The sequence below is a fragment of the Burkholderia sp. MSMB0856 genome (assembly GCF_001524645.2).
In the GTDB taxonomy this organism is placed as follows: domain Bacteria; phylum Pseudomonadota; class Gammaproteobacteria; order Burkholderiales; family Burkholderiaceae; genus Burkholderia; species Burkholderia diffusa.
In genome coordinates this window covers 2,962,823-2,988,841 of the sequence record NZ_CP013427.1, presented here as the reverse complement: position 1 = coordinate 2,988,841, position 26,019 = coordinate 2,962,823, and the positions used below count along the sequence as shown (strand labels likewise).

Annotated in this window: 23 protein-coding genes; 8 read left to right on the top strand and 15 right to left on the bottom strand. The window is 68.4% G+C overall.

Going from position 1 to position 26,019, the window contains the following annotated elements:
• The first annotated feature begins 9 nt into the window (after positions 1-9).
• Positions 10-492 carry a nitrate reductase associated protein gene (locus WS87_RS15175; RefSeq protein WP_059820385.1) on the top strand — a complete coding sequence of 161 codons (483 nt, stop codon included), beginning with the start codon at positions 10-12 and terminating at the stop codon, positions 490-492.
• A gap of 37 nt (positions 493-529) precedes the next feature.
• Here WS87_RS15175 and WS87_RS15170 read toward each other — a convergent pair whose 3' ends face one another.
• Complete coding sequence (locus WS87_RS15170) at positions 530-925, bottom strand: acyl-CoA thioesterase (protein WP_059528170.1); 396 nt, start codon at positions 923-925, stop codon at positions 530-532.
• 175 nt (positions 926-1,100) lie between these two features.
• On the opposite strand from WS87_RS15170, the gene WS87_RS15160 reads away from it, so the two are divergent.
• The gene (locus tag WS87_RS15160; protein WP_059528167.1) at positions 1,101-2,972 is read left to right on the top strand and encodes an ABCB family ABC transporter ATP-binding protein/permease; all 1,872 of its coding nucleotides are present in this window, start codon (positions 1,101-1,103) and stop codon (positions 2,970-2,972) included.
• 209 nt (positions 2,973-3,181) lie between these two features.
• Here WS87_RS15160 and murU read toward each other — a convergent pair whose 3' ends face one another.
• Both murU and WS87_RS15150 read right to left on the bottom strand, forming a co-directional pair.
• Entirely contained in the window at positions 3,182-3,904 is a 723-nt protein-coding gene (gene murU, locus WS87_RS15155) for an N-acetylmuramate alpha-1-phosphate uridylyltransferase MurU (RefSeq protein WP_059820384.1), read from the bottom strand.
• A 22-nt stretch (positions 3,905-3,926) separates the two neighbouring features.
• Positions 3,927-4,976: an aminoglycoside phosphotransferase family protein gene (locus WS87_RS15150; RefSeq protein WP_059820383.1), complete on the bottom strand. Its 1,050-nt coding sequence runs from the start codon at positions 4,974-4,976 to the stop codon at positions 3,927-3,929.
• Between the two features lie 223 nt (positions 4,977-5,199).
• On the opposite strand from WS87_RS15150, the gene WS87_RS15145 reads away from it, so the two are divergent.
• Genes WS87_RS15145 through rsmA form a run of 4 tightly spaced genes read left to right on the top strand, consistent with a single transcriptional unit; the run spans position 5,200 to position 10,857 of the window.
• Positions 5,200-7,560, top strand: a complete 2,361-nt coding sequence (locus WS87_RS15145; protein ID WP_059820382.1) for an LPS-assembly protein LptD — start codon at positions 5,200-5,202, stop codon at positions 7,558-7,560.
• Between the two features lie 51 nt (positions 7,561-7,611).
• Positions 7,612-8,970 carry a peptidylprolyl isomerase gene (locus WS87_RS15140; protein ID WP_059528154.1) on the top strand — a complete coding sequence of 453 codons (1,359 nt, stop codon included), beginning with the start codon at positions 7,612-7,614 and terminating at the stop codon, positions 8,968-8,970.
• 11 nt (positions 8,971-8,981) lie between these two features.
• Entirely contained in the window at positions 8,982-9,971 is a 990-nt protein-coding gene (gene pdxA, locus WS87_RS15135; RefSeq protein WP_059701719.1) for a 4-hydroxythreonine-4-phosphate dehydrogenase PdxA, read from the top strand.
• 55 nt (positions 9,972-10,026) lie between these two features.
• Entirely contained in the window at positions 10,027-10,857 is an 831-nt protein-coding gene (gene rsmA / locus WS87_RS15130; protein WP_059528148.1) for a 16S rRNA (adenine(1518)-N(6)/adenine(1519)-N(6))-dimethyltransferase RsmA, read from the top strand.
• A gap of 123 nt (positions 10,858-10,980) precedes the next feature.
• Here the strand turns inward: rsmA and WS87_RS15125 are convergent, their stop codons facing one another.
• Positions 10,981-11,916: a DMT family transporter gene (locus tag WS87_RS15125; protein ID WP_059820381.1), complete on the bottom strand. Its 936-nt coding sequence runs from the start codon at positions 11,914-11,916 to the stop codon at positions 10,981-10,983.
• A gap of 358 nt (positions 11,917-12,274) precedes the next feature.
• On the opposite strand from WS87_RS15125, the gene gloA reads away from it, so the two are divergent.
• Positions 12,275-12,664, top strand: coding sequence for a lactoylglutathione lyase (gloA, locus tag WS87_RS15120; RefSeq protein WP_011657880.1), 390 nt, complete (start codon positions 12,275-12,277; stop codon positions 12,662-12,664).
• A 108-nt stretch (positions 12,665-12,772) separates the two neighbouring features.
• Here the strand turns inward: gloA and WS87_RS15115 are convergent, their stop codons facing one another.
• Genes WS87_RS15115 through glyQ form a run of 5 tightly spaced genes read right to left on the bottom strand, consistent with a single transcriptional unit; the run spans position 12,773 to position 18,236 of the window.
• Positions 12,773-13,681, bottom strand: coding sequence for a M48 family metallopeptidase (locus tag WS87_RS15115; protein WP_059820423.1), 909 nt, complete (start codon positions 13,679-13,681; stop codon positions 12,773-12,775).
• Positions 13,682-13,727: 46 nt separating this feature from the next.
• On the bottom strand, positions 13,728-14,492 hold the full coding sequence (locus WS87_RS15110) for a lysophospholipid acyltransferase family protein (RefSeq protein WP_059528144.1): 765 nt from the start codon (positions 14,490-14,492) through the stop codon (positions 13,728-13,730).
• A 43-nt stretch (positions 14,493-14,535) separates the two neighbouring features.
• A complete protein-coding gene (gmhB, locus tag WS87_RS15105; protein WP_059528142.1) occupies positions 14,536-15,099 on the bottom strand; it encodes a D-glycero-beta-D-manno-heptose 1,7-bisphosphate 7-phosphatase in 564 nt (187 codons plus the stop codon).
• A gap of 10 nt (positions 15,100-15,109) precedes the next feature.
• A complete protein-coding gene (gene glyS, locus WS87_RS15100; protein ID WP_059820380.1) occupies positions 15,110-17,209 on the bottom strand; it encodes a glycine--tRNA ligase subunit beta in 2,100 nt (699 codons plus the stop codon).
• 22 nt (positions 17,210-17,231) lie between these two features.
• On the bottom strand, positions 17,232-18,236 hold the full coding sequence (gene glyQ / locus WS87_RS15095; RefSeq protein ID WP_082750735.1) for a glycine--tRNA ligase subunit alpha: 1,005 nt from the start codon (positions 18,234-18,236) through the stop codon (positions 17,232-17,234).
• Positions 18,237-18,579: 343 nt separating this feature from the next.
• Between glyQ and WS87_RS15090 the strand changes: the two genes are divergently transcribed.
• Complete coding sequence (locus WS87_RS15090) at positions 18,580-20,217, top strand: tetratricopeptide repeat protein (RefSeq protein WP_059820379.1); 1,638 nt, start codon at positions 18,580-18,582, stop codon at positions 20,215-20,217.
• Positions 20,218-20,254: 37 nt separating this feature from the next.
• Here WS87_RS15090 and lnt read toward each other — a convergent pair whose 3' ends face one another.
• The 6 genes from lnt to WS87_RS15060 all read right to left on the bottom strand — a co-directional run bounded on the left by lnt (position 20,255) and on the right by WS87_RS15060 (position 26,007).
• Positions 20,255-21,946 carry an apolipoprotein N-acyltransferase gene (gene lnt / locus WS87_RS15085; RefSeq protein ID WP_059820378.1) on the bottom strand — a complete coding sequence of 564 codons (1,692 nt, stop codon included), beginning with the start codon at positions 21,944-21,946 and terminating at the stop codon, positions 20,255-20,257.
• Between the two features lie 52 nt (positions 21,947-21,998).
• Positions 21,999-22,886, bottom strand: coding sequence for an HlyC/CorC family transporter (locus WS87_RS15080; RefSeq protein WP_059447841.1), 888 nt, complete (start codon positions 22,884-22,886; stop codon positions 21,999-22,001).
• 287 nt (positions 22,887-23,173) lie between these two features.
• Positions 23,174-23,323, bottom strand: coding sequence for a hypothetical protein (locus WS87_RS34000; protein WP_175910676.1), 150 nt, complete (start codon positions 23,321-23,323; stop codon positions 23,174-23,176).
• 53 nt (positions 23,324-23,376) lie between these two features.
• Positions 23,377-24,009 (bottom strand): gamma-glutamylcyclotransferase, encoded by a 633-nt coding sequence (locus WS87_RS15070; protein ID WP_059701730.1) that lies wholly within the window; start codon positions 24,007-24,009, stop codon positions 23,377-23,379.
• 13 nt (positions 24,010-24,022) lie between these two features.
• Positions 24,023-24,808 (bottom strand): rRNA maturation RNase YbeY, encoded by a 786-nt coding sequence (ybeY, locus tag WS87_RS15065; protein WP_059528125.1) that lies wholly within the window; start codon positions 24,806-24,808, stop codon positions 24,023-24,025.
• A gap of 152 nt (positions 24,809-24,960) precedes the next feature.
• Positions 24,961-26,007: a PhoH family protein gene (locus tag WS87_RS15060; protein WP_059820376.1), complete on the bottom strand. Its 1,047-nt coding sequence runs from the start codon at positions 26,005-26,007 to the stop codon at positions 24,961-24,963.
• Between the last annotated feature and the right edge of the window lie 12 nt (positions 26,008-26,019).

The following is a 26,019-nucleotide window of genomic DNA, read 5'->3' as shown; positions in this document are numbered from 1 at the left end:
GTAACGACCATGGGACTCAGCGACGCTCCGCTGCTATTCAATTTCGAACACGATTCGTCGGAAAACCTGACGTACATCCCGATGATCGTGCGTTTCAATCTCGACCGATTCGGTCTGCGGATTTCACTGGAGCAATGGCAGCTGCTGCCGCTCGAGGACCGCAAGCTGCTCGCACGCTTCCCGGCCGACGACGACACCGCGATCGAGCCCAATTTCGATCACGCGCTGTTCGAAATGCTGCGCACGCACGCCGACCTCGAACCATCGTGGTTCCAGCCCGACGAGCAGCCGAGCTGGCGAGCGACCGATTCGGTGCCGGACGCGCTCGTGCAGCAGAGCGCGCTGGCCGGGCTGCCGGCGCCCGCGCTCGCGCAGTGGCAGCGGCTCGCGCCGTTCCAGCGCTACGTGCTGATGAAGCTGTCGCGCAAGCAGAAGCTCAATCACGACTTCCTGCCCGCGATGCGGGAGTTCGGGCTGACGGCCACGCACTGACGGGCCGCGTGCGGCGCCGCAGCGCGGCGCGCGCCGATCAGAGCGGCGGCAGTGGCCGCGGCTTGCGGTCGGGGCCGGTCGCGACGTAGGTGAGCGTTGCTTCGGTGACCTTCACGATTTCGCCCATCAGGCGCATGCGCTGCGCGTACACCTCGACGTCGACCGTCACCGACGTGTTGCCGGTGCGCATGATGGTGGCGTAGAAGCTCAGCAAATCGCCGACGAACACCGGCTGCTTGAACACGAACGAATTGACCGCGACCGTCGCGACGCGGCCGTTCGCGCGCTGGCTCGCGGGGATCGAGCCGGCGATGTCGACCTGCGACATGATCCAGCCGCCGAACACGTCGCCGTGGACGTTCGCGTCGTGCGGTTGCGGGACGACGCGCAGCGCGGGCTGCTTTTGCGGAAGTTCGAGGGTCGAATCGGTCATGGCGGGGGCTTTCATCCTGTAATAAATGCGCCGCCGCGCGCAGGCCAGCCGGCGAGGCCGCCGGCAGCGGCGCGTAGCGGCTTCTGCGACAATACAACGTTCGCAAATTGTACGAGAAAGCGGGCGAGCCGGCCGCCATCGCAACGCGTGCCGCGCCGCCGCCGATCCTTCCCCCATGCGCCGATATTCCGCTTCCGGCGAGCCCGCGCCGGCTCAGACCGGGCCTCGCAACGACTGGCAGACCATCCGGTCGCTGCTGCCGTACCTGGCCACCTACAAATGGCGCGTCGCGCTCGCGCTCGGCTGCCTGATCGGCGCGAAGGTCGCGAACCTCGGCGTGCCGGTCGTGATGAAGCGCATCGTCGATCATCTGTCGGCGGTGCAGCAACTCACCGCGCTCGGCCGCGCGGAGCAGTCGGCCGGCATCGTGCTGGCGGGCGGCGTCGGCTTGCTGGTCATCGCCTATGCGCTCGTGCGGCTGTCGACGTCGCTCTTCACCGAGCTGCGCGAGATCCTGTTCTCGAAGGTCACCGAGAGCGCGGTGCGCCAGCTCGCGCTGCAGGTGTTTCGGCATCTGCACGGGCTGTCGCTGCGCTTCCATCTCGAGCGCCAGACAGGCGGCATGTCGCGCGACATCGAACGCGGCACGCGCGGCATCCAGCAACTGATTTCCTATTCGCTGTACAGCATCCTGCCGACGCTCGTCGAGGTCGGGCTCGTGCTCGGCTTCTTCGTGGTCAAGTACGAGGCGTACTACGCATACGTGACGTTCGCGGCGCTGGTCACGTACATCGTGTTTACCGTGAAGGTCACCAACTGGCGCACGCACTTTCGCCGCACGATGAACGAACTCGATTCGCGCGCGAACTCGCGGGCGATCGATTCGCTGATCAACTACGAGACGGTGAAGTACTTCGGCAACGAGGAGTGGGAGGCGCAGCGCTACGACGAAAACCTGAAGCGATACCGCAAGGCCGCGATCCGCTCGCAGAATTCGCTGTCGGTGCTGAACTTCGGCCAGCAGGCGATCATCGGCACCGGGCTCGTATTCATCCTGTGGCGCGCGACGCAGGGCGTGCTGGCCGGCAAGCTGACGCTCGGCGATCTCGTGCTGATCAACACGTTCATGCTGCAGCTGTACATCCCGCTGAATTTTCTCGGCGTCGTGTATCGCGAACTGAAGCAGAGCCTCACCGACATGGACCGCATGTTCGGACTGCTGTCGGCCGCGAAGGAAGTCGCGGACGCGCCCGACGCGCGACCGCTCGCGGTGGCCGGCGCGCAGGTCCGCTTCGAGCACGTGAACTTCGCGTACGAAGCGTCGCGGCAGATCCTGCACGACGTGACGTTTACGATCGACGCGGGCACGACGACCGCGGTGGTCGGGCACAGCGGGTCAGGCAAGTCGACGCTGTCGCGGCTGCTGTTCCGCTTCTACGATCTCGACCGGCAGGCGGGCGGTGCGATCCGGATCGACGGCCAGGACATTCGCGACGTCACGCAGGACTCGCTGCGTGCATCGATCGGGATCGTGCCGCAGGACACCGTGCTGTTCAACGACTCGATCTACTACAACATCGCGTACGGCCGGCCGACCGCGAGCCGCGACGAAGTGATCGCGGCCGCGCGCGCCGCGCACATCCACGACTTCATCGAGAGCTTGCCGAAGGGCTATGACACGCCGGTCGGCGAGCGCGGGCTGAAGCTGTCGGGCGGCGAGAAGCAGCGCGTCGCGATTGCGCGCACGCTGTTGAAGGATCCGCCGGTGCTGCTGTTCGACGAGGCGACCTCGGCGCTCGATTCGCGCTCGGAGCGCGCGATCCAGCACGAACTCGACCAGATTGCGCGGCACCGCACGACGCTCGTGATCGCGCACCGGCTATCGACGGTCGTGCATGCGCAGCAGATTCTCGTGATGGACCACGGGCGGATCGTCGAGCGCGGCACGCATGACGAACTCGTGCGCGCGGACGGGCTGTATGCGCAGATGTGGGCGCTGCAGCAGCAGCGCGCGGCGGCGGGCGGGGAAGCGGCCGAGGCCGCGTGAGCGTGGATGCCGCGCCGGGCGGCGCGGGAACGGTCGGTTCGCCGGCCGTTCGGCATCGGGCGGCTTTGCGCCGTCACGGCCGGGCGCTCCGGCGCAGCGTGCTCGGCCTTTGATTCAGGAGCGGCCTGCCGGCGATCGGCCGGGCCGTCATCGGCCTTGCGGGCCCTTGGCCGCCGCGCCCTGTGGCTCGATGGCCAGCCGCGAAACGCTCAGCCTGCGGCGGCACGCAGCCGCGCATCCAGTTCGCCCAGCTGCGCGGGCGTGCCGACGTTCTCCCAGGTACCTTCATACAATTCACCGCTCGCGCGGCCGGCCTCGATGGTCGCCTTGAAATACGGCGTCAACGGCCGGTGCGTGCCGGGCACGATGTCGCGGAACATCCGCGTGTCGTACACGCCGATGCTGCCGAACGTGACGCGCGGGGCGCCGGCGAGCGCCAGCCGGCCGTCGTCGCAAAGCACGAAATCGCCGTCCGGGTGGAACGGCGGGTTCGGCACCATCACGAGATGCATCGCGGGCGCGTCGAGCGCGGCCATCCGCGCGGCGCGGGCGGCAAGCGTCCGGTAGTCGAATGCGCAGTACACGTCGCCCGCGACCGCCGCGAACACCGTCGGCCGGCCGTCGTGCTCGAGCAGCGGCAGCGCCTGCGCGATGCCACCGGCGGTTTCCAGCGCGTCGCCTTCAGCCGAATACGCGAGTCGCACACCCCAGCGCGAGCCGTCGCCGAGCGTTGTCTCGAGCTGTTCGCCGAGCCACGCATGGTTGATCACGATCGTTTCGATGCCCGCGCGCGCGAGCGCCTCGATCTGCCAGACGATCAGCGGCTTGCCGCCGACTTCGAGCAGCGGCTTCGGGCGGGTGTCGGTCAGCGGGCGCATCCGCTCGCCGCGCCCGGCGGCGAAAATCATCGCCGTGGTCAGGGTAGTGCTCATGTTCGGCTGAATGTGAGGGCGTTCAGAACGTATAGCCGACGTCGGCCGCGCCCTTGCCCTCGAGCTCGTCGAGCAGCTTCGCGAACGGCACGAGCGGGCGGTAGCGCAGCGCAACCTTGCGCGCGTACGCGAGGAAGCGCGGCAGATCGTTCAGGTAATGCGGCTTGCCGTCGCGGTAGTTGATCCGCGCGAACAGGCCGAGGATCTTGATGTGGCGCTGCAGCCCCATCCACTCGAGCTGGCGGTAGAACTCGCCGAAGTCCGGATCGACCGGCAGGCCGGCCTTCTTGGCCTTTTCCCAGTAATACGCGAAGCAGTCGAGCTCGAACTCCTCGTCCCAGCTGATGAACGCGTCGCGCAACAGCGACACGACGTCGTACGTCAGCGGCCCGTACACGGCGTCCTGGAAGTCGAGCACACCCGGGTTCGGTTCGCAGACCATCAGGTTGCGCGGCATGAAATCGCGCAGCATGAAGCCCTGCGGCTGCGCATGGGCGCTCGCGACCAGCAGTGCGAAGGTGCGGTCGAGCGTGCCGCGCATCGCGTCGGTGACGGGCTTGCCGAGGTGCCGGCCGACGAACCACTCGGGCAGCAGCTCCATCTCGCGGCGCAGGAATGCCTCGTCGAACGGCGGCAGCACGTCGGGCTTCGAGCTCAGCTGGAAGCGGATCAGCGCGTCGAGCGCGTCGCGCATCAACGGGCGCGCCGCGACCGGGTCGGCCGGATCGAGCACCGAGATGTACGACGTGCGGCCGAGGTCGGTCACGAGCATGAAGCCCGCGTCGAAATCGTGGGCCAGCACGTCCGGCACGTGGTCGCCGGCCGCGGCGAGCAACTGCGCGACCTGAACGAATTCGCGACACTTCTCGGGCGGCGGCGCGTCGACCGCGACCAGCGAGCCGCCGGGGCGCGTGGCCGACGCGACCCGGAAATAGCGGCGGAAACTGGCGTCCGACGACGCGGGTGCGAGGGTCGACAGGTCGAGGGCGAAGCGCTCGGCGAGCGGGCGCAGCCACGCGGTCAGTGCGTCGAGGCGGGCGTCGGGCTGGGATGCGGCGGATGGGGGTGTCATGAAACTCGGCGGAGGGGGGAACGTCTTGCCATATAATACCCCACGACTTTTTTGACGCGCCCCGCGTCAGCTTCCGCCGTGCAGGCTCGCCGCCTGTCGCGCCGTCCGCCCGATCGCCTCCCCGGTTTGCGCTCAGCCGCAGTCGCGGTGCGACGGCGCGGCCCGCCGCGCGCGAATGTGCCGTGCAGGTGCGGTTGACAAGGGGCGATTCGCCAAACGATAGATGCCGCCCAAACCGCTATTCCCGAATGTCTTCCCCGGTGACGGGGCGCCGCGCAAACGGCGGCTCGCGCTCGCGCTACTGGCCGTGCCCGGCCTCGTGCCGGCCGTGTCGTACGCGCAGCTGTCGGGCGCGGCCGCGCAGCCGCAGCCGCTCGACTCGCCGTGGGACCTGCGTCTCGCCCCGCAGCTCGAGGATCATCCGCTGAAGGACGGCGCGAAGCCGGCCACCTTCGTGATTGCCGACCATACGAGCGGCACGGCCGATCAGGACCTCGCCGCGAAGGGCTCGGCCGAGCTGCGCCGCGGCGACGCGGTCGTGAAGGCCGACGCGATCCACTACGATCAGGATACCGACATGGCCGATGCGTACGGCCAGGTCAAGGTAGTCAACGGCGGCACGTCGTTCGCGGGCCCTGAGGCGCATCTGAAGGTCGAGGCGAACCAGGGCTTCATGACGGCGCCGAAGTACCACTTCAACGTGACGGGCGGGTCCGGCAGCGCGGAGCGCGTCGACCTGCTCGACAGCGAGCGCTCGGTGTTCGTCAACGGCACCTACACCGCGTGCCAGTGCTCGACGAACCCCGCGTGGTACATCAAGGGCAGCCGTTTCGACTTCGACACGGGCGCCGATGAAGGCACAGCGCGCAACGGCGTGCTGTTCTTCCAGGGCGTGCCGATCTTCGCGAGCCCGTGGATGACGTTCCCGCTGTCGGGCGAGCGGCGCAGCGGCCTCTTGCCGCCGACGTTCTCGATGAACTCGAACAACGGGTTCGAGCTGACGCTGCCGTACTACTTCAACATCGCGCCGAACCGCGACCTGACGATCACGCCGCGCATCATCTCGCGGCGCGGCGTGCAGACCGAAGCGACGTTCCGCTATCTGTCGCCGTCGTATTCGGGCACGTTTACGGCCAATTACCTGCCCGACGACCGGCTCGCGCACCGCGACCGCTATGCGATCTACTGGCAGCACCAGCAGAACTTCGGCGGCGGTTTCGGCGGTTACGTCTACTACAACAAGGTCTCGGACAACACGTATCCCGAAGACCTTGGGTCGATGAACCAGTTCGTCAACGGGACGCAGACGCTGTACCAGCAGGAAGCCGGGCTCACGTACAACAACGGCCCGTGGTCGGTGCTTGCGCGCTACCAGCACTGGCAGACGCTGCCGCCGTCGATCGCGCCGTACAGCCGCGAACCACAGTTGAACGTGAAGTACACGAAGTACAACGTCGGCGGCTTCGACTTCGGCGCGGAAGCCGACTATTCGCGGTTCCGCATCACGACCGCCGACGCGACCGAAGGCGACCGCATCGTCTTCAACCCGTACATCGCATACGGCGTGTATGGCCCCGGCTACTTCGTCGTGCCGAAGGTCCAGTATCACTTTGCGTCGTACGACCTGAACCACTTGTCGTCGCGCACGCCGAACAACCCGAAGCACTTCACCGAGTCGATTCCGACCGTGAGCTTCGACACGGGCCTGATCTTCGACCGCTCGGTGCGCCTGTTCGGCCAGGACTTCATCCAGACCCTCGAGCCGCGTCTGTACTACGTGTACACGCCGTATCGCGACCAGTCGAACGCGCCGCTGTTCGACACCGCGGAATCGGACTTCGGCCTCGCGGAGATCTACCAGCCGAACACGTTCGTCGGCAACGACCGGATCGCGGACGCAAACCGGATCACGGCCGGCCTGACGTCGCGCTTCATCGATCCGCGCACAGGCGACGAACGCGCGCGCTTCGTGGTCGCGCAGCAGTACTATTTCGCCGACCAGCGCGTCACGCTGAATTCCGGGCAGAGCGCCGTGCTGGCGCGCCACTCGGACCTGATCGTCGGCGCCGCGCTGAAACTCGGCTCCGGCTTCATGTCGGAGACGGCGTTCCAGTACAACCAGAACAACAACCAGCTCGTGAAGTCGAGCGTCGGTTTCGGTTTCAGCCCGGGCGAGCGCCGCGTGATCAACGTCGGCTACCGCTATACGCGTGCGAACACGACGCTCGACAACCAGCCGATCAACCAGTTCCTGGTGTCCGCGCAATGGCCGCTCACGCGCCGCCTGTATGCGATCGGCCGCTTCAACTACGACCTGGCCGCCGACCGGGTCGTCGACGGTCTGCTCGGCTTACAATACGACGCGGATTGCTGGGCGCTCGGAGTCGGTGTCCAGCGGTACGCGAACGGCGTGAACACGTCGGGGCAACAGAATTCGTCGACGCGAGTCATGATGCAGCTGACGTTGAAGGGGCTGTCGAGCGTCGACAACGGTCTCGTGGCCGCATTCCGCGCCGGGGTGCCGGGCTACACGCCGCTGCCGTCCGCGCCGCCGCCGATGTCCCGCTTCAGCAATTACGAGTAACGCCGGCTTGTCTGCACCGGTCAGCACGATTTCAATGGAGTATCAGTGGCAATGAAGAAAACCCTTCGTTTCGCGGCAGTCGTGTCCAGCCTCGCCGCGTCCGCCGCGCTGCTCGCCGCCGCGCCGGCCGCGGCGCAGGCGCTTGGTTCGCAAGGCGCGCAGCTCGCCGACGAAGTCGTCGCGGTCGTCAACAACGACGTGATCACGGGCCGCGAACTCGACCAGCGCGTCGGCCTGATCTCGCGCCGGCTGCAGCAGCAGAACGCACCCGTGCCGCCGGCCGACCAGCTGCGCGCGCAGGTGCTGAACCAGATGGTGCTCGAACGCATCCAGGTGCAGAAGGCCAAGGACGACGGGATCCGCATCGACGACGCGACCGTGCAGTCAACGCTGCAGCGCCTCGCGCAGGCGAACGGGATGACGCTCGAGCAGTACCGCGCGCGGATCGTGGCGCAAGGCGTGCCCTGGAGCGTGTTCACGAGCGACGCCCGCACCGAGCTGATGCTGTCGAAGCTGCGCGAGCGCGAGGTCGACGGCAAGATCACCGTGTCGGATGCCGAGGTCGCGAACTACATCGCGAGCCAGCGTGGGCCGAACGCATCGCAGCAGCAGGACCTGCGCTTCCAGCACATCTTCATCAAGGCACCGACCAACGCGCCGCAGGCCGACATCGAAGCCGCGCAGAAGAAGGCTGAAGCGCTGCTGCAGCAGGCCACGTCGGGCGCCGATTTCGAGAAGCTCGCGAAGAACAATTCGGAAGCGAACGACGCGAAGAAGGGCGGCGATCTCGGCTTCAAGGCGCCGGGCGCGCTGCCGGCCGACGTCGTCGACGCCGCATCGAAGCTGCGCCCGGGCCAGGTCAACCCGACGCTGATCCGCGTGCCGGATGGCTTCGAGATCGTGCGTCTCGTCGACCGCCGCCAGAGCCAGGGCGCGACCGCCGCGGCACCGAAGATCGTCCAGACGCACGTGCGCCACATCCTGTTGCGCGTCGGCGAAGGCAAGTCGGAAGGCCAGGCGCGCCAGCAGCTGCAGGACATCCGCCGCCAGGTCGAAGCGGGCGGCGATTTCGCGAAGTTCGCGCGCACCTACTCGCAGGACGGTTCGGCGTCGCAGGGCGGCGATCTCGGCTGGATCAGCCCGGGCGAGACCGTGCCGGAATTCGAGCGCGCGATGAACAATCTGCAGGACGGACAGATCAGCCAGCCGATTCGTACCGAGTACGGCTACCACCTGATCCAGGTGATGGAGCGCCGCGAAGCGGAAGGCTCGGTGCAGCAGCAGATGGATATCGCGCGCCAGGCGATCGGCCAGCGCAAGGCCGAGCAGGCGTACGCCGACTGGCTGCGCGAGCTGCGCGATTCGTCGTACGTGCAGTACAAGATCGGCGGCGTCGGCCCGGCGAACTGAGCGAGCTTCGCATGACGGCATCCGCGCTGCAGATCGCGATCACGACCGGCGAACCCGCGGGTGTCGGCCCGGAGCTGACCGTGCAGGCGTTGCAGGATGCCGCGCAGCGCTGGCCGGGCGCGCATTTCACCGTGCTCGGCGACGCCGCGCTGCTCGACGCGCGCGCGGCGGCCGTCGGTGCCGATCGTGCAGTGCTCGCCGGCGGTGGGCCGGTGTCGGTCGAGCACCATCCGCTCGCCGTGCCCGCACGGGCCGGCAAGCTCGATGCGGCCAATGGCCGCTACGTGCTCGCGCTGCTCGATGCCGCGATCGACGGTGCGATGGCAGGCCGGTTCGACGCGATCGTCACCGCGCCGCTGCAGAAGAGCACGATCAACGATGCCGGCGTACCGTTTACCGGCCATACCGAATACCTTGCGGAACGCACGCACACGCCGCGCGTCGTGATGATGCTGGCGGGCACCGGCGAGCGGCCGCTGCGCGTCGCGCTCGCGACCACGCACCTGCCGCTGAAGGACGTGTCGGCCGCGCTGACGATCGACGGGCTCGTCGAGACGCTGGCGATCGTCGATCGCGACCTGCGGCGTGACTTCGGCCTCGCCGCGCCGCGCATCCTCGTGACGGGGCTGAACCCGCACGCGGGCGAGAACGGCTATCTCGGGCGCGAGGAGATCGACGTGATCTCGCCGGCGCTCGCGCGCGCGCAAGCGCAGGGCATCGACGCGCGCGGCCCGTATCCGGCCGATACGCTGTTCCAGCCGCGCTATCTCGAGGATGCCGATTGCGTGCTCGCGATGTTCCACGATCAGGGCTTGCCCGTGCTGAAGTATGCGACCTTCGGTGAGGGCATCAACGTCACGCTCGGGCTGCCGATCATCCGCACGTCGGTCGATCACGGCACCGCGCTGGATCTGGCCGGCACGGGCCGTGCGGATCCGGGCAGCATGGTCGCCGCGCTCGACACGGCCGTCACGATGGCGCGCCATCGCCGCGCGGCCTGACGCGCACGGCCCCAGTCCTGACTTCATTCGTCGTATTTTTCGTTTTTCTCAGTCGATGTCGAACAGCAGACAGCACCAAGGCCACTTCGCGCGCAAGCGCTTCGGGCAGAACTTCCTCGTCGATCACGGCGTGATCGACTCGATCGTCGCGACGATCGGCCCCGCGCGCGGCCAGCGAATGGTCGAGATCGGCCCCGGCCTCGGTGCGCTGACCGAGCCGCTGATCGCGCGTCTCGCGACGCCCGAGTCGCCGCTGCACGCGGTCGAGCTCGACCGCGACCTGATCGGGCGCCTGAAGCAGCGCTTCGGCGCACTGCTGGAGCTGCACGCGGGCGACGCGCTCGCGTTCGACTTCGGCTCGCTCGCGGCGCCCGGCGACAAGCCGTCGCTGCGGATCGTCGGCAACCTGCCGTACAACATTTCCAGCCCGCTGCTGTTTCACCTGATGACGTTCGCCGGTGTGGTCATCGACCAGCATTTCATGCTGCAGAACGAGGTCGTCGAACGGATGGTCGCGGAGCCGGGCACGAAGGCGTTCTCGCGGCTGTCGGTGATGCTGCAGTACCGCTACGTGATGGACAAGATGCTCGACGTGCCGCCCGAGTCGTTCCAGCCGCCGCCGAAGGTCGATTCGGCGATCGTCCGGATGATTCCGTACGAGCCGCATGAATTGCCGGACGTCGATCCCGTGCTGCTGGGCGAAGTGGTCACGGCAGCGTTCTCGCAGCGTCGGAAGATGCTGCGCAACACGCTCGGCGACTACCGCGAGACGATCGATTTCGACGGGCTCGGCTTCGACCTCGCGCGACGCGCGGAGGACGTGAGCGTGGCCGAATATGTCGGCGTCGCGCAGGCGTTGGCGAAGGTGCGCAAGACCGCGGAGTAGCAGGACCACGCGGGCAACGCGCGTGGTGCCCGCTGGCTCGAGATTCATGAGGCTGCCCTGGCGGGCAGCCTTTTTTGTTTTTCCGCGCCGTTCTCGTCGAGGTCGGACCGCGGCCGGGCGGCGTTACGCGCGCCCTCGCGGCGGCGCGTTGACGAGCGCGATCCCGGTCAGCACCAGCGCGGCCGCGGACATGAAGCGCCAACCGACCGATTCGCCGAGCAGCAGCACGCCGAACGCGACGCCGAACAAGGGCGACAGGAACGTGAACACCGACAGCCGCGACGCGCTGTAGCGCGTCAGCAGCCAGAACCACGACAGATAGCTGACGAACGCGACGATCACCGACTGGTATGCGAGGCTCGCGAGCGCGATCGGCGTGACCTGCGCGAATGACGTCTGGCCGAGTAGCGCGGCGAGCGCGATCAGCACGACGGCCGACACCGCGAGCTGGTAGAACAGCGTCTTGCTCGCGCTGGCCCGCGCGAGCGACGTCGAACGCACGACGACCGTCGTCGCGGCCCACATCGCGCCGCCGAGGATGCCGAGCGCGTCGCCGGCGAGCCCGGCCAATACCGATGCGCCGGGCGTGCGCGGCTTGAGGAAGCCGTCCGCGAACGCGAGCGCGATGCCGGCGAACGCGAGGCCGACGCCGGCCCACTGGACGCGCTGCAGCCGCTCGCCCGGTGCGAACAGGTGCAGGCCGAGCGCCGTGAAGCACGGGGCCGTGTACAGGAAGATCGCCATGTGCGACGCGCTCGTCAGCGTCAGCCCGAAGAACACGCAGACGAACTCGCCGGCGAACAGCGCGCCCGCCGCGATGCCCGCGCCGAGCGTGCCGTCCGCGCGGAACAGCGGCGTGCCGCGCGAGCGAGCCCAGCCCCACAGCAGGAGCGCGGCGATCACCGAGCGCAGCCCGGCCTGGAACATCGGCGGGATCGCCGCGTTCGTGCTCTTGATCGCGACCTGCTGGAAGCCCCAGATCGCGCACAGCAGCAGCATCACACCGATGGCGCGCGTGTCGAGCGCGCGGCGCGCGGGCGCGCCGGCGAGCGCGGTCATCGACGGACCTCGCCGATGCGGCGGAAAGGGGGCACGGACAAGGGCAGCGGCGGACGGAGGTCGGGTCCGGCGCGCTCGATTCGGCGGTTTCGCACGGCAGGCTGTGTGGCTGATTGAGGTGGTGGTCGCGTTCAAGCGGCGGACGGCATGCCCGCTTTTGGTGCGAGGTGGGAGGATGTTACCCGATCGATGGACTTGCGGGGTGCCGTCGGGTGCGGTGATGACTGCCGCCGCACGGGCATCGGGCTCGCCGTCCGGAAGCCGGTATCGGCCGCCGGCGGACGGGGCGTCGACGGCGGGATTCACCCGACTCCGGTAGAATTTCCGCTTCTGGAAAGTCCCCACAGGAGTACAACACATGCGTTTGCTGCATACGATGCTGCGAGTCGGCGATCTCGACCGCTCGATCAAGTTCTACACCGAATTGCTCGGCATGAAGCTGCTGCGTCGCGAGGATTATCCGGAAGGCAAGTTCACGCTCGCGTTCGTCGGCTATGAAGCGGAAAGCACGGGCACCGTGATCGAGCTGACCCATAACTGGGATACGCCGTCCTACGATCTCGGCAACGGCTTCGGCCATCTGGCGGTGGAAGTCGACGACGCGTACGCGGCCTGCGACAAGATCAAGGCGCAAGGCGGCAAGGTGACCCGCGAAGCAGGTCCGATGAAGCACGGCACGACCGTGATCGCTTTCGTCGAGGATCCGGACGGCTACAAGATCGAGTTCATCCAGAAGAAGGCGCACTGAGCGCGGGATGAGCGGCGCGCGACGCACGATGGGCGTGGCGCGCAAAGAAAACGGGCGATGCGGAGGAATCCGCATCGCCCGTTCGCATTTTCGGTGCGACCGATCGCGTTACAGCGACGGCAGCAACTCGGGCGGGTGATGCTTGAGCGTGTGCCGCGCTTCGCGGAATTCCGGGAAGATCGATTCGACGGTCTGCCAGAAGGCCGGGCTGTGGTTCATTTCGCGCAGGTGCGACAGCTCGTGCGCGACGACGTAGTCGATGATCGACATCGGGAAGTGGATCAGCCGCCAGTTCAGCCGGATCTTGCCGTCGCTCGAGCAGCTGCCCCAGCGCGTCGCGGCCGACGACAGCGCGTACATCGAATACGTGACGCCGAGCATTTCCGCATAGACGACGAGGCGTTCGCCGAAGATCCGCTTCGCTTCGCCCTGCAACCAGCCCTGCACGCGATCCTTGATCTGCTGCATGTCGGCTTGCGCGGGCAGCGGCAGCGACAGCCGCTGCGCATCGGCGTCGAAGGCGAGCGCACCGGCGCCGAGCGCGATCGTGATCGTCTTGCCGAGATACGGGAGTTGCGCGCCGTCGCGCCAGTCGATCTGCGGTAGCGCACGCTGCTCGGTGCGGGTTTTCCACTCCGCGAGCTTCGCGAAGATCCAGCGCTGCTTCTCGGCGATGGCCGCTTCGATGTCGGCGAGCGTGACCCAGCGCGGCGCGGTGATCGACAGCCCGCTGCCGTCGATCGTGAAGCCGATCGTGCGGCGCGCGGAGCGCTTCAGCCGATATTCGAGCACACGGCTGTCGAGTGCGAACGTGCGGACGCGGGAGCGATCGGGCGCGGGGCCCGGATCGAGCGGCGCCGTGGGCACCGCGGGGGCCGTGGCCGCTTCAGGCGGCGAGGGCGGTGCGGCGGGCGCCGACGGTGCCGGCGATGCCGTCGGCCCGTCGAAGAGCGGCAGATCCATCTGGCGATGATCGAGGGCCACGACGGCAGGCCGTGGCCGCGGACGCTTTTTCATCAGTTCGCTTCGTTTCGTCGTTCGCAACGGCTGCAATCCGGGTGATTCAGACGCGCGCGGCATCGCGCGCGCCGGCATTGCCCGGCTGGCGATAGGCATCGGGATCGATGCGGCGCATTTCCGCTTCGATCCATGCTTCGACCTGCGAGTTCAATACGTCGGGCGTCTTGCCGTCGACGGGAATCGGCTTGCCGATCGACACGGTGACGACGCCCGGGAATTTCGTGAACGAATTGCGCGGCCACACGCGACCTGCATTGTGCGCGATCGGCACGACCGGCGTGCCGGTTTCGATCGCGAAGCGCGCGCCGCCCGTCTTGTACTTGCCCTGCTTGCCGACCGGCGTGCGCGTGCCTTCCGGGAACATGATCATCCAGGCGCCTTCCGACAGGCGCTTCTTGCCCTGACGGATCACCGACGCGAACGCGTTCTTGCCTTCCTTCCGGTTGATGTTGACCATGTGCAGCAGCCCGAGCGCCCAGCCGAAGAACGGCACGTACAGCAATTCGCGCTTGAACACGTAGCAGAGCGGCTTCGGCATCAGCGCCGGAAACGCAAGCGTCTCCCACGCCGACTGGTGCTTCGACAGCAGCACGGCCGGGCCGTCGGGCAGGTTTTCCATCCCTTCGATCCGGTAGCGGATGCCGTTCAGCCAGCGCACGACCCACAGCGTCGACTTGCACCAGCCGGCCGCCATCCAGTAGCGCGCGTCGGGACGCATGAACGGGAACGCGATAAAGCACGCGGTGGCGTAAGGCACCGTGTACACGATGAAGTAGATCAGCAGCAGCAGGGAGCGGACGAAGCGCATCGGCGTGGGTCTGACAGTAGGGAGGATGCGCGCGGCGGCCGCATCACTCGTGTTCGTGTGAAAGGAAGTCGAGCGCGAATGCGCGCAGGTCGTCGTGGACCTTCGTGCCGTCCGGTAGATTGCCCGCGGCGAGCGTCTTCTTGCCCTTGCCGGTCAGCACGAGGTGCGGCTTGAAGCCGACCGCGACGCCGGCCTGCAGGTCGCGCAGCGAATCGCCGACGGCCGGCGTGTGACCGGGGTCGACCTCGAAGCGCTCCGCGATCATCTGCATCATGCCGGGCTTCGGCTTGCGGCAGTCGCAGTGGTCTTCCGACACGTGCGGGCAGAAGAACACCGCGTCGATGCGCGCGCCGACGGCGGCCGCCGCGCGATGCATCTTCAGGTGCATCGCGTTGAGCGCGGCCATGTCGAACAGCCCGCGGCCGATGCCGGACTGGTTGGTCGCGACGACCACGCGATAGCCCGCGTGGTTGAGTCGTGCGATCGCCTCGAGGCTGCCGGGTAGCGCGATCCACTCGTCGGGCGTCTTGATGAACGCGTCAGAATCGACGTTGATCACGCCGTCCCGGTCGAGGACGACGAGCTTGCGGTTGGGGCTGGTCGGCATCGTTCGGCCCTTATGCGGCGAGCTTCGAGATGTCGGCGACGCAGTTCATCTGCTGATGCAGCGCGGACAGCAGCGCGAGACGGTTCGCGCGCAGCGCGGGGTCCTCGGCGTTGACCATCACGTCGTTGAAGAACGTGTCGACCGGCGCGCGCAGCGCGGCGAGCGCCGACAGCGCGCCCGTGTACGCACGCGCCTCGAGCTGCGACTGCACGTGCGGCGTCACGGCCGCGAGCTGTTCGTGCAGCGCCTTTTCGGCGGCCTCGACGAGCAGCGTCGGCTGCACGGCACCGTTCGCGCCGCCTTCCGACTTCTTCAGGATGTTCGAGATCCGCTTGTTCGCGGCCGCGAGCGCTTCGGCTTCCGCGAGGCGCGTGAATTCGCGCACCGCGTCGAGGCGCGCGACGAGATCGTCGACGCGCGTCGGGTTCAGGCTCAGCACCGCGTCGACTTCGCCGGCCGTGTAGCCGCGCTCGCGCAGCAGGCCGCGCAGGCGGTCCATGAAGAACGCGAGGATCGCGTCGGTCGATTCCGCGACGCCCGGCACGCCTTCGAAGCGTGCGTGGGCCGTGCGCAGCAGCGACACGAGATCGAGCGGCAGCTGCTTCTCGACCAGCAGGCGCAGCACGCCGAGCGCGTGACGGCGCAGCGCGAACGGATCCTTCTCGCCGGTCGGCGCGAGGCCGATGCCCCAGATGCCGACGATCGTCTCGAGCTTGTCGGCCAGCGCGACGGCGGTGGACACCGGCGTGGTCGGCAGCGCGTCGCCGGAGAAGCGCGGCTGGTAGTGCTCGGCGCAGGCGAGCGCGACGTCGTCGGGTTCACCGTCGTGGCGCGCGTAGTACGTGCCCATCGTGCCCTGCAGTTCCGGGAACTCGCCGACCATGTCGGTCAGCAGGTCGGCCTTCGCGAGGCGCGCGGCGCGCTTCGCGTGCGCGGCGTCGGCGCCGATCGCGGGCGCGATCTCGCCGGCCAGCGCTTCGAGGCGCTCGACGCGCGCGAGCGCCGAACCGAGCTTGTTGTGATAGACGACGTTCGCGAGCAGCGGCACGCGGTCGGCGAGCGGCTTCTTCTTGTCCTGCTCGAAGAAGAACTTTGCGTCGGCGAGGCGCGGGCGCACGACGCGCTCGTTGCCCTCGACGATCTCACCCGGCGTCTTCGTCTCGATGTTCGACACGATCAGGAAGCGCGAGCGCAGCTTGCCGGCGATGTCGGTCAGCGCGAAATACTTCTGGTTCGTCTGCATCGTGAGGATCAGGCATTCCTGCGGAACCTGCAGGAATTCGTCCTCGAAGCGGCACGGATAGACGACCGGCCATTCGACCAGCGATGTCACTTCGTCGAGCAGCGACTCGGGCATCACAACGGTGTCGCCGTTCGCGTGCTCGTTCAGCTGCGTGCGGATCGTTTCGCGCCGATCGGCGAAGTGCGCGATCACGCGGCCCTTGTCGCGCAGCGTGTCGGCATACGCGCGTGCGTGCTGGATCGCGACGAGGCCGTCGGACAGGAAGCGGTGGCCGAGCGTGGTGTCGCCGGCGTCGACGCCGAACGCCGTGACGGGCACGATCCGATCGTCGTGCAGCACGGTCAGGCGGTGCACCGGGCGCACGAACTTCACGTCCGAGCCGTCCGGGCGCTGGTAGGTCATGACCTTCGGGATCGGCAGCTTCTCGAGCGTTTCGTCGAGCGCGGCCTGCAGCCCGTCGGCGAGCGTCACGCCGGCGGCCGAGTAGTTGACGAAGAACGCTTCGGCCTTGCCGTCCTGCGCGCGCTCGAGATCGGCGATCGACAGGTTCGGATGGCCGAGCGCCGCGAGCTTCTTCGCGAGCGGGGCGGTCGGCTTGCCTTCGGCGTCGAGCGCGACCGACACGGGCAGGACCTTTTCGCGGACCTGCTTTTCCGGTGCGACGGCGCGCACGTTCTGCACGACGACCGCGAGGCGGCGCGGCGTGGCGTAGCGTTCGAATACGAGGTCGCCTTCGACGAGGTCGCGCGCCGCGAGGCGTTGCGCGAGACCTTCGGCGAATGCGTCGCCGAGGCGCGCGAGGGCCTTCGGCGGCAGCTCTTCGGTCAGCAGTTCGACGAGCAGGGGGGCGGGATGATTGTGCGTCATGTCTGGAATAAATCTCGTCTCGTCAGTCCTGATCGATCTTGCGTTCGACCTTGAGCGGCGGCGCCCATGCCGGCTGGGCGGCGTCCTGGGCGTCGGTGGTGAGGCCCGGCACGCCCGGCGGGTTGCCGAGCATCGGGAAGCCGAGCTTCTCGCGCGAGTCGTAGTAAGCCTGCGCGACGAGACGCGACAGCGCGCGGATGCGGCCGATGTACGCCGCACGTTCCGTCACCGAGATCGCACCGCGCGCGTCGAGCAGGTTGAACGTGTGGCCGGCCTTCAGCACGAGTTCGTACGCGGGCAGCGCGAGCTGCGCGTCGATCATCTTCTTCGCTTCCGCTTCGTAGCTGTTGAAGAACGTGAACAGCAGCTCGACGTTCGCGTGCTCGAAGTTGTAGGTCGACTGCTCGACCTCGTTCTGGTGGTAGACGTCGCCGTACGACAGGCGGCGCAGCTCGGGGCCGTTCGGGCCCTGCTCTTCCCACTCGGTCCACACGAGGTCGTACACGTTCTCGACCTTCTGCAGGTACATCGCGAGGCGCTCGAGGCCGTAGGTGATCTCGCCGAGCACGGGCTTGCAGTCGAGGCCGCCGACCTGCTGGAAATACGTGAACTGCGTGACTTCCATCCCGTTCAGCCACACTTCCCAGCCGAGGCCCCATGCGCCGAGCGTCGGGTTCTCCCAGTCGTCTTCGACGAAGCGCACGTCGTTCTGCTTCAGGTCGAAGCCGAGCGCTTCCAGCGAGCCGAGGTACAGGTCGAGGATGTTTTCCGGCGCCGGCTTGAGCACGACCTGGTACTGGTAGTAATGCTGCAGGCGGTTCGGGTTCTCGCCGTAGCGGCCGTCCTTCGGGCGGCGCGACGGCTGCACGTAGGCGGCGCGCCACGGCTCGGGGCCGACCGCGCGCAGGAACGTGTGAACGTGCGACGTGCCCGCGCCGACTTCCATGTCGATGGGCTGGAGCAGGGCGCAACCCTGCTTGTCCCAGTAGGACTGCAGCGTCAGGATGATTTGCTGAAACGTAAGCATGAAGAGCCTTCGTGGCGCTGGCGCTCCGTTGCGGGCGGCGCTCCGGGCGGGGCCCGGAGGGTCGGCTCGCGCGGCGGCGCGGCTTGTTAGTGTGCTGAAACGTGCAATTTTACCGGATCGGCGGGCGGATGCGGCCGAAACGCGGACGAAGGGGCTGCCGGCGGTGTTTCGGCGAGCCGTGCGCAGCCTGTGCGCGGGTTGCCGGTATCGCGGTGCGTCGGGCCGGCGGCGTTGCGATGCGCTTGTGGCGCCGCCTGCCGCGCCGCGTTGCGCGGGCGTTAAGATGCGCGTATCGAAGTGCGCGCGACGCCTGCCGCGCGACCGATTTTCCACTCCGGACCGCATGGACGATTCGAACGACCTCCTCATTCCGCTGATGCCGCCGCTGCTCGCGCTGCTCGGGCAGGCCGCCGACGCGCAAGCGCGCGGCGAGCACGGCGCGCACGCACTTTGGCTCGCCGCCGCCGGCCATCTGCACGCGGTCGACACGGCTGCGCTCTCGCAGCTGACCGTGACGCTCGTCGCGCGGCAGCGCACGGCCGACGCGCTCGCGCTGGCCGAGTGCGCGGTGCGCATTCATCCGGACGCCGGTGCCCGTTTCAATCACGGCTACGCACTGCAGATGCTCGGCCGTCACGCGGAGGCCGTCGCGCCGTACCGCGCCGCCTATGCGCTCGATCCGCGCTGGCCGTCGCTGCGAAACAACCTGGCGATCGCGCTGCGGCTGTCGGGCGGCGACCGCCGCGAGGAAATCGCGCTGCTCGACGCAGCCGTGGAAGCCGACCCGCACGACGTGCAGGCGTGGATCAACCTGATCGTCGCGCGGCTCGCGACGCTCGACCTCGACGGCGCGCTCGCCGGTGCGGCACGGCTTGCGGAGATCGCGCCCGACAATGCGCTCGCGCTGAACAACATCGCGATGGCGATGAAGGAGGCGCAGCGCTGGGACGACGCCGAGCGCTACGCGGCGCGCGCGTGCGAACTGGCGCCCGACGACGCGTCGTTCCGTTTCAACCTCGCGATCATCCAGCTCGTGCGCGGCAACTACGCGGCCGGCTGGCGCGGCCACGAGGCACGCTGGGACGGCGCCGGCGAGCTGCGCGGCCGCCGGCCGGCGCTGCCCGGCCCGCGCTGGCAGGGCGAGCCGCTCGCGGGCAAGACGCTGCTCGTCTGGGGCGAGCAGGGGCTCGGCGACGTGCTGCAGTTCGCGCGCTTCGTCGTGCCACTCGCGGAGCGCGTGCACCGCGAGGGCGGCCGGCTCGCGTGGAACACGTTTCCGCAAGTGGGCACGTTGATGCGGCGCAGCCTCGGCTCGCATGCGGACGCATTCAGCGCGGGCGGCGGCGTCGACGAGCTGCCTGCCTTCGACTACGAAGTGCCGCTCATCGGCCTGCCGCTGATGCTCGGGATGGAGACGTCGACGCTCGGCGCGTCGGTGCCGTACCTGCATGCCGATCCGCACGCGCGCGATGCATGGCGGGCGCGGCTCGCGGGCGACGGCCGGCTGAAGGTCGGGCTCGTGTGGACGGGCAGCGCGGGGCACCAGCGCAATCCGTTCCGGCGCGTCGGGCTCGAACGCTATGCCGATGCGTTTCGCGGTATCGACGGCGTCGCGTTCCATTCGCTGCAACCGGGAGCGAACGCGGATGTCGCCGCGGCGCGCGCGGCCGGTTTCGCGATCGAGGACTTCACCGCCGAACTGAAGAGTTTCGACGATACCGCCGCGTTCATCGGCGCGCTGGATCTGGTGATCACGGTGTGCACGTCGGTGGCGCACCTGTCGGGCGCGCTCGGCGCGCGCACCTGGGCGCTGCTCGACGTGAATCCGCACTGGCCGTGGCTGCTCGAGCGCACCGACAGCCCGTGGTATCCGACCGCGACGCTGTACCGCCAGCCGACGTTCGGCGCATGGGCGCCGGTGATGGAAGCGCTCGGGCGGGATCTGCGCGGCCTGGCCGCGGATGCGCAGCGGAGCGGCTGAGCGGCCGCCCCACCGCGTGCGACGGCCGCCCGATGCGTCAGGCGTCGCGGTCGTCGCCGGCCTTTGCGCCGTTGCGGCGGCGCAGGCCCGGCCCGAACGTGAAGCCGAACGCGAGCAGCACCAGCGACACCGCGAGCACGATGTTGTTGCCGCTCGTCACGTAAGGCGTGAAGCCGCTCGTGCCTTCGATGCGCACGTCGAGCGAGCCGATCGTGAACGGCTTCAGCTGGCCGAGCACGCGGCCGTGCGCGTCGATCGCGGCCGTCATCCCCGTGTTGGTCGAGCGCAGCATCGGCCGGCCCGTTTCGAGCGCGCGCATCCGCGCGATCTGCAGATGCTGGTCGAGCGCGATCGTGTCGCCGAACCACGCGAGGTTCGTCACGTTGACGAGCACGCCGGGCGGTTGCGGGTTGTCGCGGATCGTCGCGGCGATTTCCTCGCCGAACAAGTCCTCGTAGCAGATGTCGGCCATCACCGGCTGGTTGTGCACGAGGAACGGCTTCTGCACCGGCGCGCCGCGCGCGAAGTCGCCGAGCGGCATCTTCATCAGGTCGACGAACCAACGGAAGCCCCACGGAATGAATTCGCCGAAGGGCACGAGATGGTGCTTGTCGTAGTGATAGATGTCGCGCGAATGCGGCGTCACGCCGTACAGGCTGTTCGTGTAGTCGACGTAATGACCGTCCGGCGTCACCGACGCGCCGACCGCGCCGAACAGCACGGCCGAGCCCGTCGTGTCGCTGAACTTGCGGATCGCGACGGCGAACGGCTCGGGCAGCTCCTGGATCATCACCGCGATCGCGGTCTCCGGCGTGACGATCAGGTCGGCCGGCTTCTCGACGATCATCTGCGTGTACATCTTGATCGCCGCGTCGATGCCTTCCTGCTCGAACTTGATGTCCTGCTTCACGTTGCCCTGCAGCAGCCGCACCGTGAGCGGCGCGTTCGCGGGCACGGTCCACGTGGCCTGCGACAGCCCGATGCCGGCCGCGACGAGCGCGACGGCGATGCCGGCCGGCGCGACGACGCGCACGCGCGCATTGCTGGCGCCGCCGGATTCGGATGCGGGCGACCGGCGCGCGGCGACGAGCGCCTGCACGACCAGCGCGGCGAACAGCGCGAGCACCCATGCGATCCCGTACACGCCGACGACCGGTGCGAAGCCCGCGAACGGGCCATCGACCTGCGGATAGCCGCTCGCGAGCCACGGAAAGCCGGTAAACACGGTGCCGCGCAGCCATTCGCCGAGCGCCCATGCGCTCGCGAAGGCGAACGCGCCGTGCCAGGTCGGCGAGAACGGCCGCGGATCGGGTTCGCGGCGATGCCACGCATGGCCCGCGCAGAACGACCAGAGCCCCGCCGAGAACGCCGGGTACAGCGACAGGTAAAGCGAGAACAGCACCAGCGCGCCGCCCGCGAGCGGCGCGGCCATTTCGCCGTACACGTGCATGCTGATGTACAGCCACCAGATGCCGCTGATGAAGTTGCCGAAGCCGAACGCGCCGCCGGTGAGCGCGGCGCCGCGCCAGCTCGACGTGCGCGTCAGCTGCGCGAAAAACCAGACGAATACGGCGAGCTGCAGCCAGCCGCCGTGCGGGGTCGGTGCGAAGCTGAGCGTATTGGCCGCGCCGGCGAGCAGTGCGGCCGGATAGTGCCAGCGCGGCAGCGTGCGGCCGGGGGCCGGCGCAAAAAGGCCGCCAGCCGGGCGGGACGGGATCGGATCGTCCATGTGAAGCGAAAAAGGGCGAGCGGTTGAAGGAGACGCGGCCGGCGCGAGACGGTCAGTCCTCGTGCGAGGTTTCGGCGCGGCGGCTCGCGAGCGGGTTGCGGCGCACCAGCAGCACGTGGACCTGGCGCGCATCGCCGCGCTGGATCTCGAACACGAGGTTGCCGAGCTGCAGCTTCTCGCCGCGGTGCGGCACGCGGCCGAAGTGATGGGTGATCAGCCCGCCGATCGTGTCGACCTCGTCGTCGGGGAAGTCGGTGCCGAACGTTTCGTTGAACTGTTCGATCTCGGTGAGGGCGCGCACGCGGTAGCGGCCGTCCGGTCCCGAGATGATGTTGCCGGCTTCCTCGTCGAAGTCGTATTCGTCCTCGATGTCGCCGACGATCTGCTCGAGCACGTCCTCGATCGTGATCAGGCCCGCGACGCCGCCGTATTCGTCGACGACGATCGCGAGGTGGTTGCGGTTCACGCGGAAGTCGTGCAGCAGCACGTTCAGGCGCTTCGATTCGGGAATGAATACGGCGGGACGCAGCATCCCGCGCACGTCGAATTCCTCTTCGGCATAGAAGCGCAGCAGGTCCTTCGCGAGCAGCACGCCGATGACGTTGTCGCGGTTCTCCTCGTACACGGGGTAACGCGAGTGCGCCTTCTCGAGGACGAACGGGATGAAGTCTTCGGGCTTGTCGGCGATGTTGATCGCGTCCATCTGCGCGCGCGGCACCATGATGTCGCGGGCGCACAGGTCGGACACCTGGAACACGCCTTCGATCATCGACAGCGAATCGGCGTCGATCAGGTTGCGTTCGTGGGCGTCCTGGAGGATTTCCAGCAGCTCGGTCCGGGATTCCGGCTCGGGCGAGATGAAGTCGGTCAGGCGCTCGAGCAGCGAGCGCTTTTCTTGCGGTTTGTCGGTGAGCTTACGACTGGGATACGAATCGTTCATGGTGGTGCGCCCGGGTCATGCCGGAGCGCGCGGTCACGGAGTAGGCAAGGATACACCAAGGGCATGGCGCGGCCGTGTCACACCGGCCGTCCGGCCAGGGCATGCGGTGCGCGCGAGCCCCGCTCGGGAACGGCCGCGCCGGGCGCGGCGCCGTCCTTTGTCTCCATCCTATCTCAGAAAGGCGCGGCGGGGCAGCGGCGGCAAAAAAGCGGGGGGCGACCTGCCGGGCTGCCGGCGTCAGCGGCATTTCGTCGCGTGCGGGACACGCCGGGCCGACATTCGGACCCTCAGAAGCGCATGCCGGCAGAGCAGCCGCCGGCGGCCGCGCCGTTGGTCGCGGCGCCGCCGCAGCCGAGGATGCCGCAGCCGGACAGCGCGACGCTCGCGGCGACGAGCAGCACGGCCAGCGTGATGCGCGATTTGCGTGACGGTTTCATGAGCGCGGAGCCTCCTTCGCGTGCACGAGCGGCGCGGGCCGGCTGGTCGAGCCTCACCGGCATCGCGCGAGCAGCCCTTCCAGCGCGCGATCGGGGATGCCGCTCGCGCGCAGCGCGTCCACCGTGCGGCTCACGTAGTCGAGCGTCGTGCCGTAGCGGCCGGCCGCGCAGCTGAACACTTCCTTGACGACGGGGTCGCTCAGCTTGCCGGTGTATGTGGGTACGTCGCGGCGCATCACGAACGCGAGTGCGTTCACGCGTTCGCCGGTCTCGAGCGAGCACGGCAGCCACGCGGGCCGGTACGACCCCATCGGCATTTCGCGTTTCCACAACGTCTCGAGATGCGGTTGCGCGGTCGGGCCCGCGAGCCGGAATGCGATGCCCGAGCACGAGCCGCCGCGATCGAGCGCGAGCACGAGGCCCGGCCGTTCGGGCGTGCCGCGGTTCACGCGCGACCACAGGTAGAGCCCGCGATGATAGCCGTGCACCTTGCCGCGCACGGCGGCGACGGTCGGCAGCCCGGGGTTCCAGATCAGCGAGCCATAGCCGAACAGCCAGAGATCCTGCCGGCCGTCCCAGTCGCGCATCGTGTGCGCGAGCGACGCGGCGAGCTCGTCTTCCGTCAGTAGCCGTCCCTCGCCGATCGACGGCGGGTAGGCGGGCGGCAGCATCGCGGCGTGGTGCATGGTGCGGACGACTTTACTGGTACGGGTTCGGAAAGCCCAGTTTCGCGAGGATGTCGACTTCGAGCGCTTCCATTTCGGCGGCGTCCTCGTCGCTCGTCTCGTGATCGTAGCCCTGCGCGTGCAGCGCGCCGTGCACCAGCAGGTGCGCGTAGTGGGCCGCGAGCGGCTTGCCCTGGTCGTGCGCTTCCTTCTCGACGACCGGGCAGCACAGCACGAGGTCGCCGATCACGGTGCCGTCGGGCGCCGGGTCGTACGCGAAGGTCAGCACGTTGGTCGGGTAGTCCTTGTGGCGGTAGCCGGCGTTCAGCGTGCGGCCTTCTTCCTCGCCGACGAAGCGCACGGTGAGCTGCGCGCTCGCGAACAGCGCCGGTTCGATCCATTCGGCGATCAGCTTGCGCTTGGGAAGCGTCTTGCGGATGTCGCCGGTGATTTCGTCACCGTACTGCACGGACAGGTCGAGCTCCAGCTCGCGCACCTCGTTCGCCATTTCCGCGAGTTCCTCGTCGAGCGGCGCGGGTTCGGCGCCCACGTGCAGCGTCACGCTGTCGTAGTGCTCGGGCTGCAGCGCGAGCTTCGCGCGCATCGCCGGATCGTTGTGCTGCGCGACGATCGCGACGGCGGCCTCGCCGGAACTGCCCGACAGGTCGAACATCAGGCTGCGGCCGTCGGGGAAGTCGATTCGAAGCCCTTGCGCGCTGACGGTTCGGGCCTTGCCCTTCGCATCGAACAGCGAGAGACGGGGGAAATCGGGCGCGGCGGACTGGTCGCGCCCGGACTTGCGAGAACGGGAAGATTTCATGACGGGTGCGGCGATTGGAACGCGTTGAGGATACACCAAACGGCCGATCGCTCCCGAATTCGAACCGGCCGTGCCCAAGCGAAAAAAGGCCCGGCGCGCCGTCGGGCGGCCCGGGCCGTCGGCCGGTGCGGCGCGCGGGCGCCGCCGGTTCGTTACGCGTCCCGGTGCTGCGCGTGGAAGTCGTCGTACGCTTCGACGATGCGGGCGACGAGCGGATGCCGCACGACGTCCGCGCTCGTGAAGCGCGTGAGCGCGATGCCGCGCACGCCGCCGAGCACCTGCTGCGCCTCGACGAGGCCGCTCTTGTGCCCGCGCGGCAGGTCGACCTGGCTCGTGTCGCCGGTGACGACGGCCTTCGAGCCGAAGCCGATCCGCGTGAGGAACATCTTCATCTGCTCGGGCGTCGTGTTCTGCGCCTCGTCGAGGATGATGAACGCGTGGTTCAGCGTGCGGCCGCGCATGTACGCGAGCGGCGCGATCTCGATCATCTGGCGCTCAAACATCTTCGCGGTCTTGTCGAAGCCGAGCAGGTCGTACAGCGCGTCGTACAGCGGCCGCAGGTACGGGTCGACCTTCTGCGCGAGATCGCCCGGCAGGAAGCCGAGCCGTTCGCCGGCCTCGACGGCCGGGCGCGTCAGCACGATCCGCTTGACCTGGTCGCGCTCCAGTGCGTCGACCGCGCACGCAACCGCGAGGTAGGTCTTGCCGGTGCCGGCTGGCCCGATGCCGAACGTCACGTCATGCGACAGGATCTGCTTCAGGTATTCGCGCTGCGCGGGCGTGCGGCCGCGCAGGTCGGCGCGCCGCGTATAAAGCTTCGGCGCGGGTTCTTCGTCCGGCATGTCCGCGTCGAGCTGCACGACGGGCTCGTCGAACGGATGGTCGGGATCGCCGCGAAAGCGCACGTCGATCGTATCCTGGCGGCCGTTGCCGGACGTGTGACGCACTTCGACCAGCGCGAGCTGGATATCGTCGACCGACAGCGGATCGCGCGCGCGGTTGTAGAAGTTCTCGAGCGCCGCGAGCGCGAGCTTCGCGCCGCGCCCGCGGATCGTGATCCGGTGGCCGCGCCGCGCGAGCGTGACGTCGAGCGCCTGTTCGATCTGCCGCAGGTTCTCGTCGAGCGGGCCGCAGAGGTTGGCGAGGCGCGCGTTGTCGTCGCGCGGCGCGGTGAATTCCAGTGCTTGGACGGTCTTCAAAGTAGCGTCGGG

Bases quoted from the DNA above. Each gene is read 5' to 3' on its own strand.
- WS87_RS15145 (WP_059820382.1), top strand. From the start codon at position 5,200: ATGCCGCCCAAACCGCTATTCCCGAATGTCTTCCCCGGTGACGGGGCG.
- WS87_RS15160 (WP_059528167.1), top strand. From the start codon at position 1,101: ATGCGCCGATATTCCGCTTCCGGCGAGCCCGCGCCGGCTCAGACCGGG.
- glyS (WP_059820380.1), bottom strand. From the start codon at position 17,209: ATGACGCACAATCATCCCGCCCCCCTGCTCGTCGAACTGCTGACCGAA.
- WS87_RS34000 (WP_175910676.1), bottom strand. From the start codon at position 23,323: ATGAAACCGTCACGCAAATCGCGCATCACGCTGGCCGTGCTGCTCGTC.
- WS87_RS15175 (WP_059820385.1), top strand. From the start codon at position 10: ATGGGACTCAGCGACGCTCCGCTGCTATTCAATTTCGAACACGATTCG.
- WS87_RS15090 (WP_059820379.1), top strand. From the start codon at position 18,580: ATGGACGATTCGAACGACCTCCTCATTCCGCTGATGCCGCCGCTGCTC.
- WS87_RS15070 (WP_059701730.1), bottom strand. From the start codon at position 24,009: ATGCACCACGCCGCGATGCTGCCGCCCGCCTACCCGCCGTCGATCGGC.
- ybeY (WP_059528125.1), bottom strand. From the start codon at position 24,808: ATGAAATCTTCCCGTTCTCGCAAGTCCGGGCGCGACCAGTCCGCCGCG.
- rsmA (WP_059528148.1), top strand. From the start codon at position 10,027: ATGTCGAACAGCAGACAGCACCAAGGCCACTTCGCGCGCAAGCGCTTC.
- WS87_RS15080 (WP_059447841.1), bottom strand. From the start codon at position 22,886: ATGAACGATTCGTATCCCAGTCGTAAGCTCACCGACAAACCGCAAGAA.
- murU (WP_059820384.1), bottom strand. From the start codon at position 3,904: ATGAGCACTACCCTGACCACGGCGATGATTTTCGCCGCCGGGCGCGGC.
- lnt (WP_059820378.1), bottom strand. From the start codon at position 21,946: ATGGACGATCCGATCCCGTCCCGCCCGGCTGGCGGCCTTTTTGCGCCG.
- WS87_RS15170 (WP_059528170.1), bottom strand. From the start codon at position 925: ATGACCGATTCGACCCTCGAACTTCCGCAAAAGCAGCCCGCGCTGCGC.
- WS87_RS15110 (WP_059528144.1), bottom strand. From the start codon at position 14,492: ATGCGCTTCGTCCGCTCCCTGCTGCTGCTGATCTACTTCATCGTGTAC.
- glyQ (WP_082750735.1), bottom strand. From the start codon at position 18,236: ATGCTTACGTTTCAGCAAATCATCCTGACGCTGCAGTCCTACTGGGAC.
- WS87_RS15125 (WP_059820381.1), bottom strand. From the start codon at position 11,916: ATGACCGCGCTCGCCGGCGCGCCCGCGCGCCGCGCGCTCGACACGCGC.
- WS87_RS15140 (WP_059528154.1), top strand. From the start codon at position 7,612: ATGAAGAAAACCCTTCGTTTCGCGGCAGTCGTGTCCAGCCTCGCCGCG.
- gloA (WP_011657880.1), top strand. From the start codon at position 12,275: ATGCGTTTGCTGCATACGATGCTGCGAGTCGGCGATCTCGACCGCTCG.
- WS87_RS15115 (WP_059820423.1), bottom strand. From the start codon at position 13,681: ATGAAAAAGCGTCCGCGGCCACGGCCTGCCGTCGTGGCCCTCGATCAT.
- pdxA (WP_059701719.1), top strand. From the start codon at position 8,982: ATGACGGCATCCGCGCTGCAGATCGCGATCACGACCGGCGAACCCGCG.
- WS87_RS15150 (WP_059820383.1), bottom strand. From the start codon at position 4,976: ATGACACCCCCATCCGCCGCATCCCAGCCCGACGCCCGCCTCGACGCA.
- gmhB (WP_059528142.1), bottom strand. From the start codon at position 15,099: ATGCCGACCAGCCCCAACCGCAAGCTCGTCGTCCTCGACCGGGACGGC.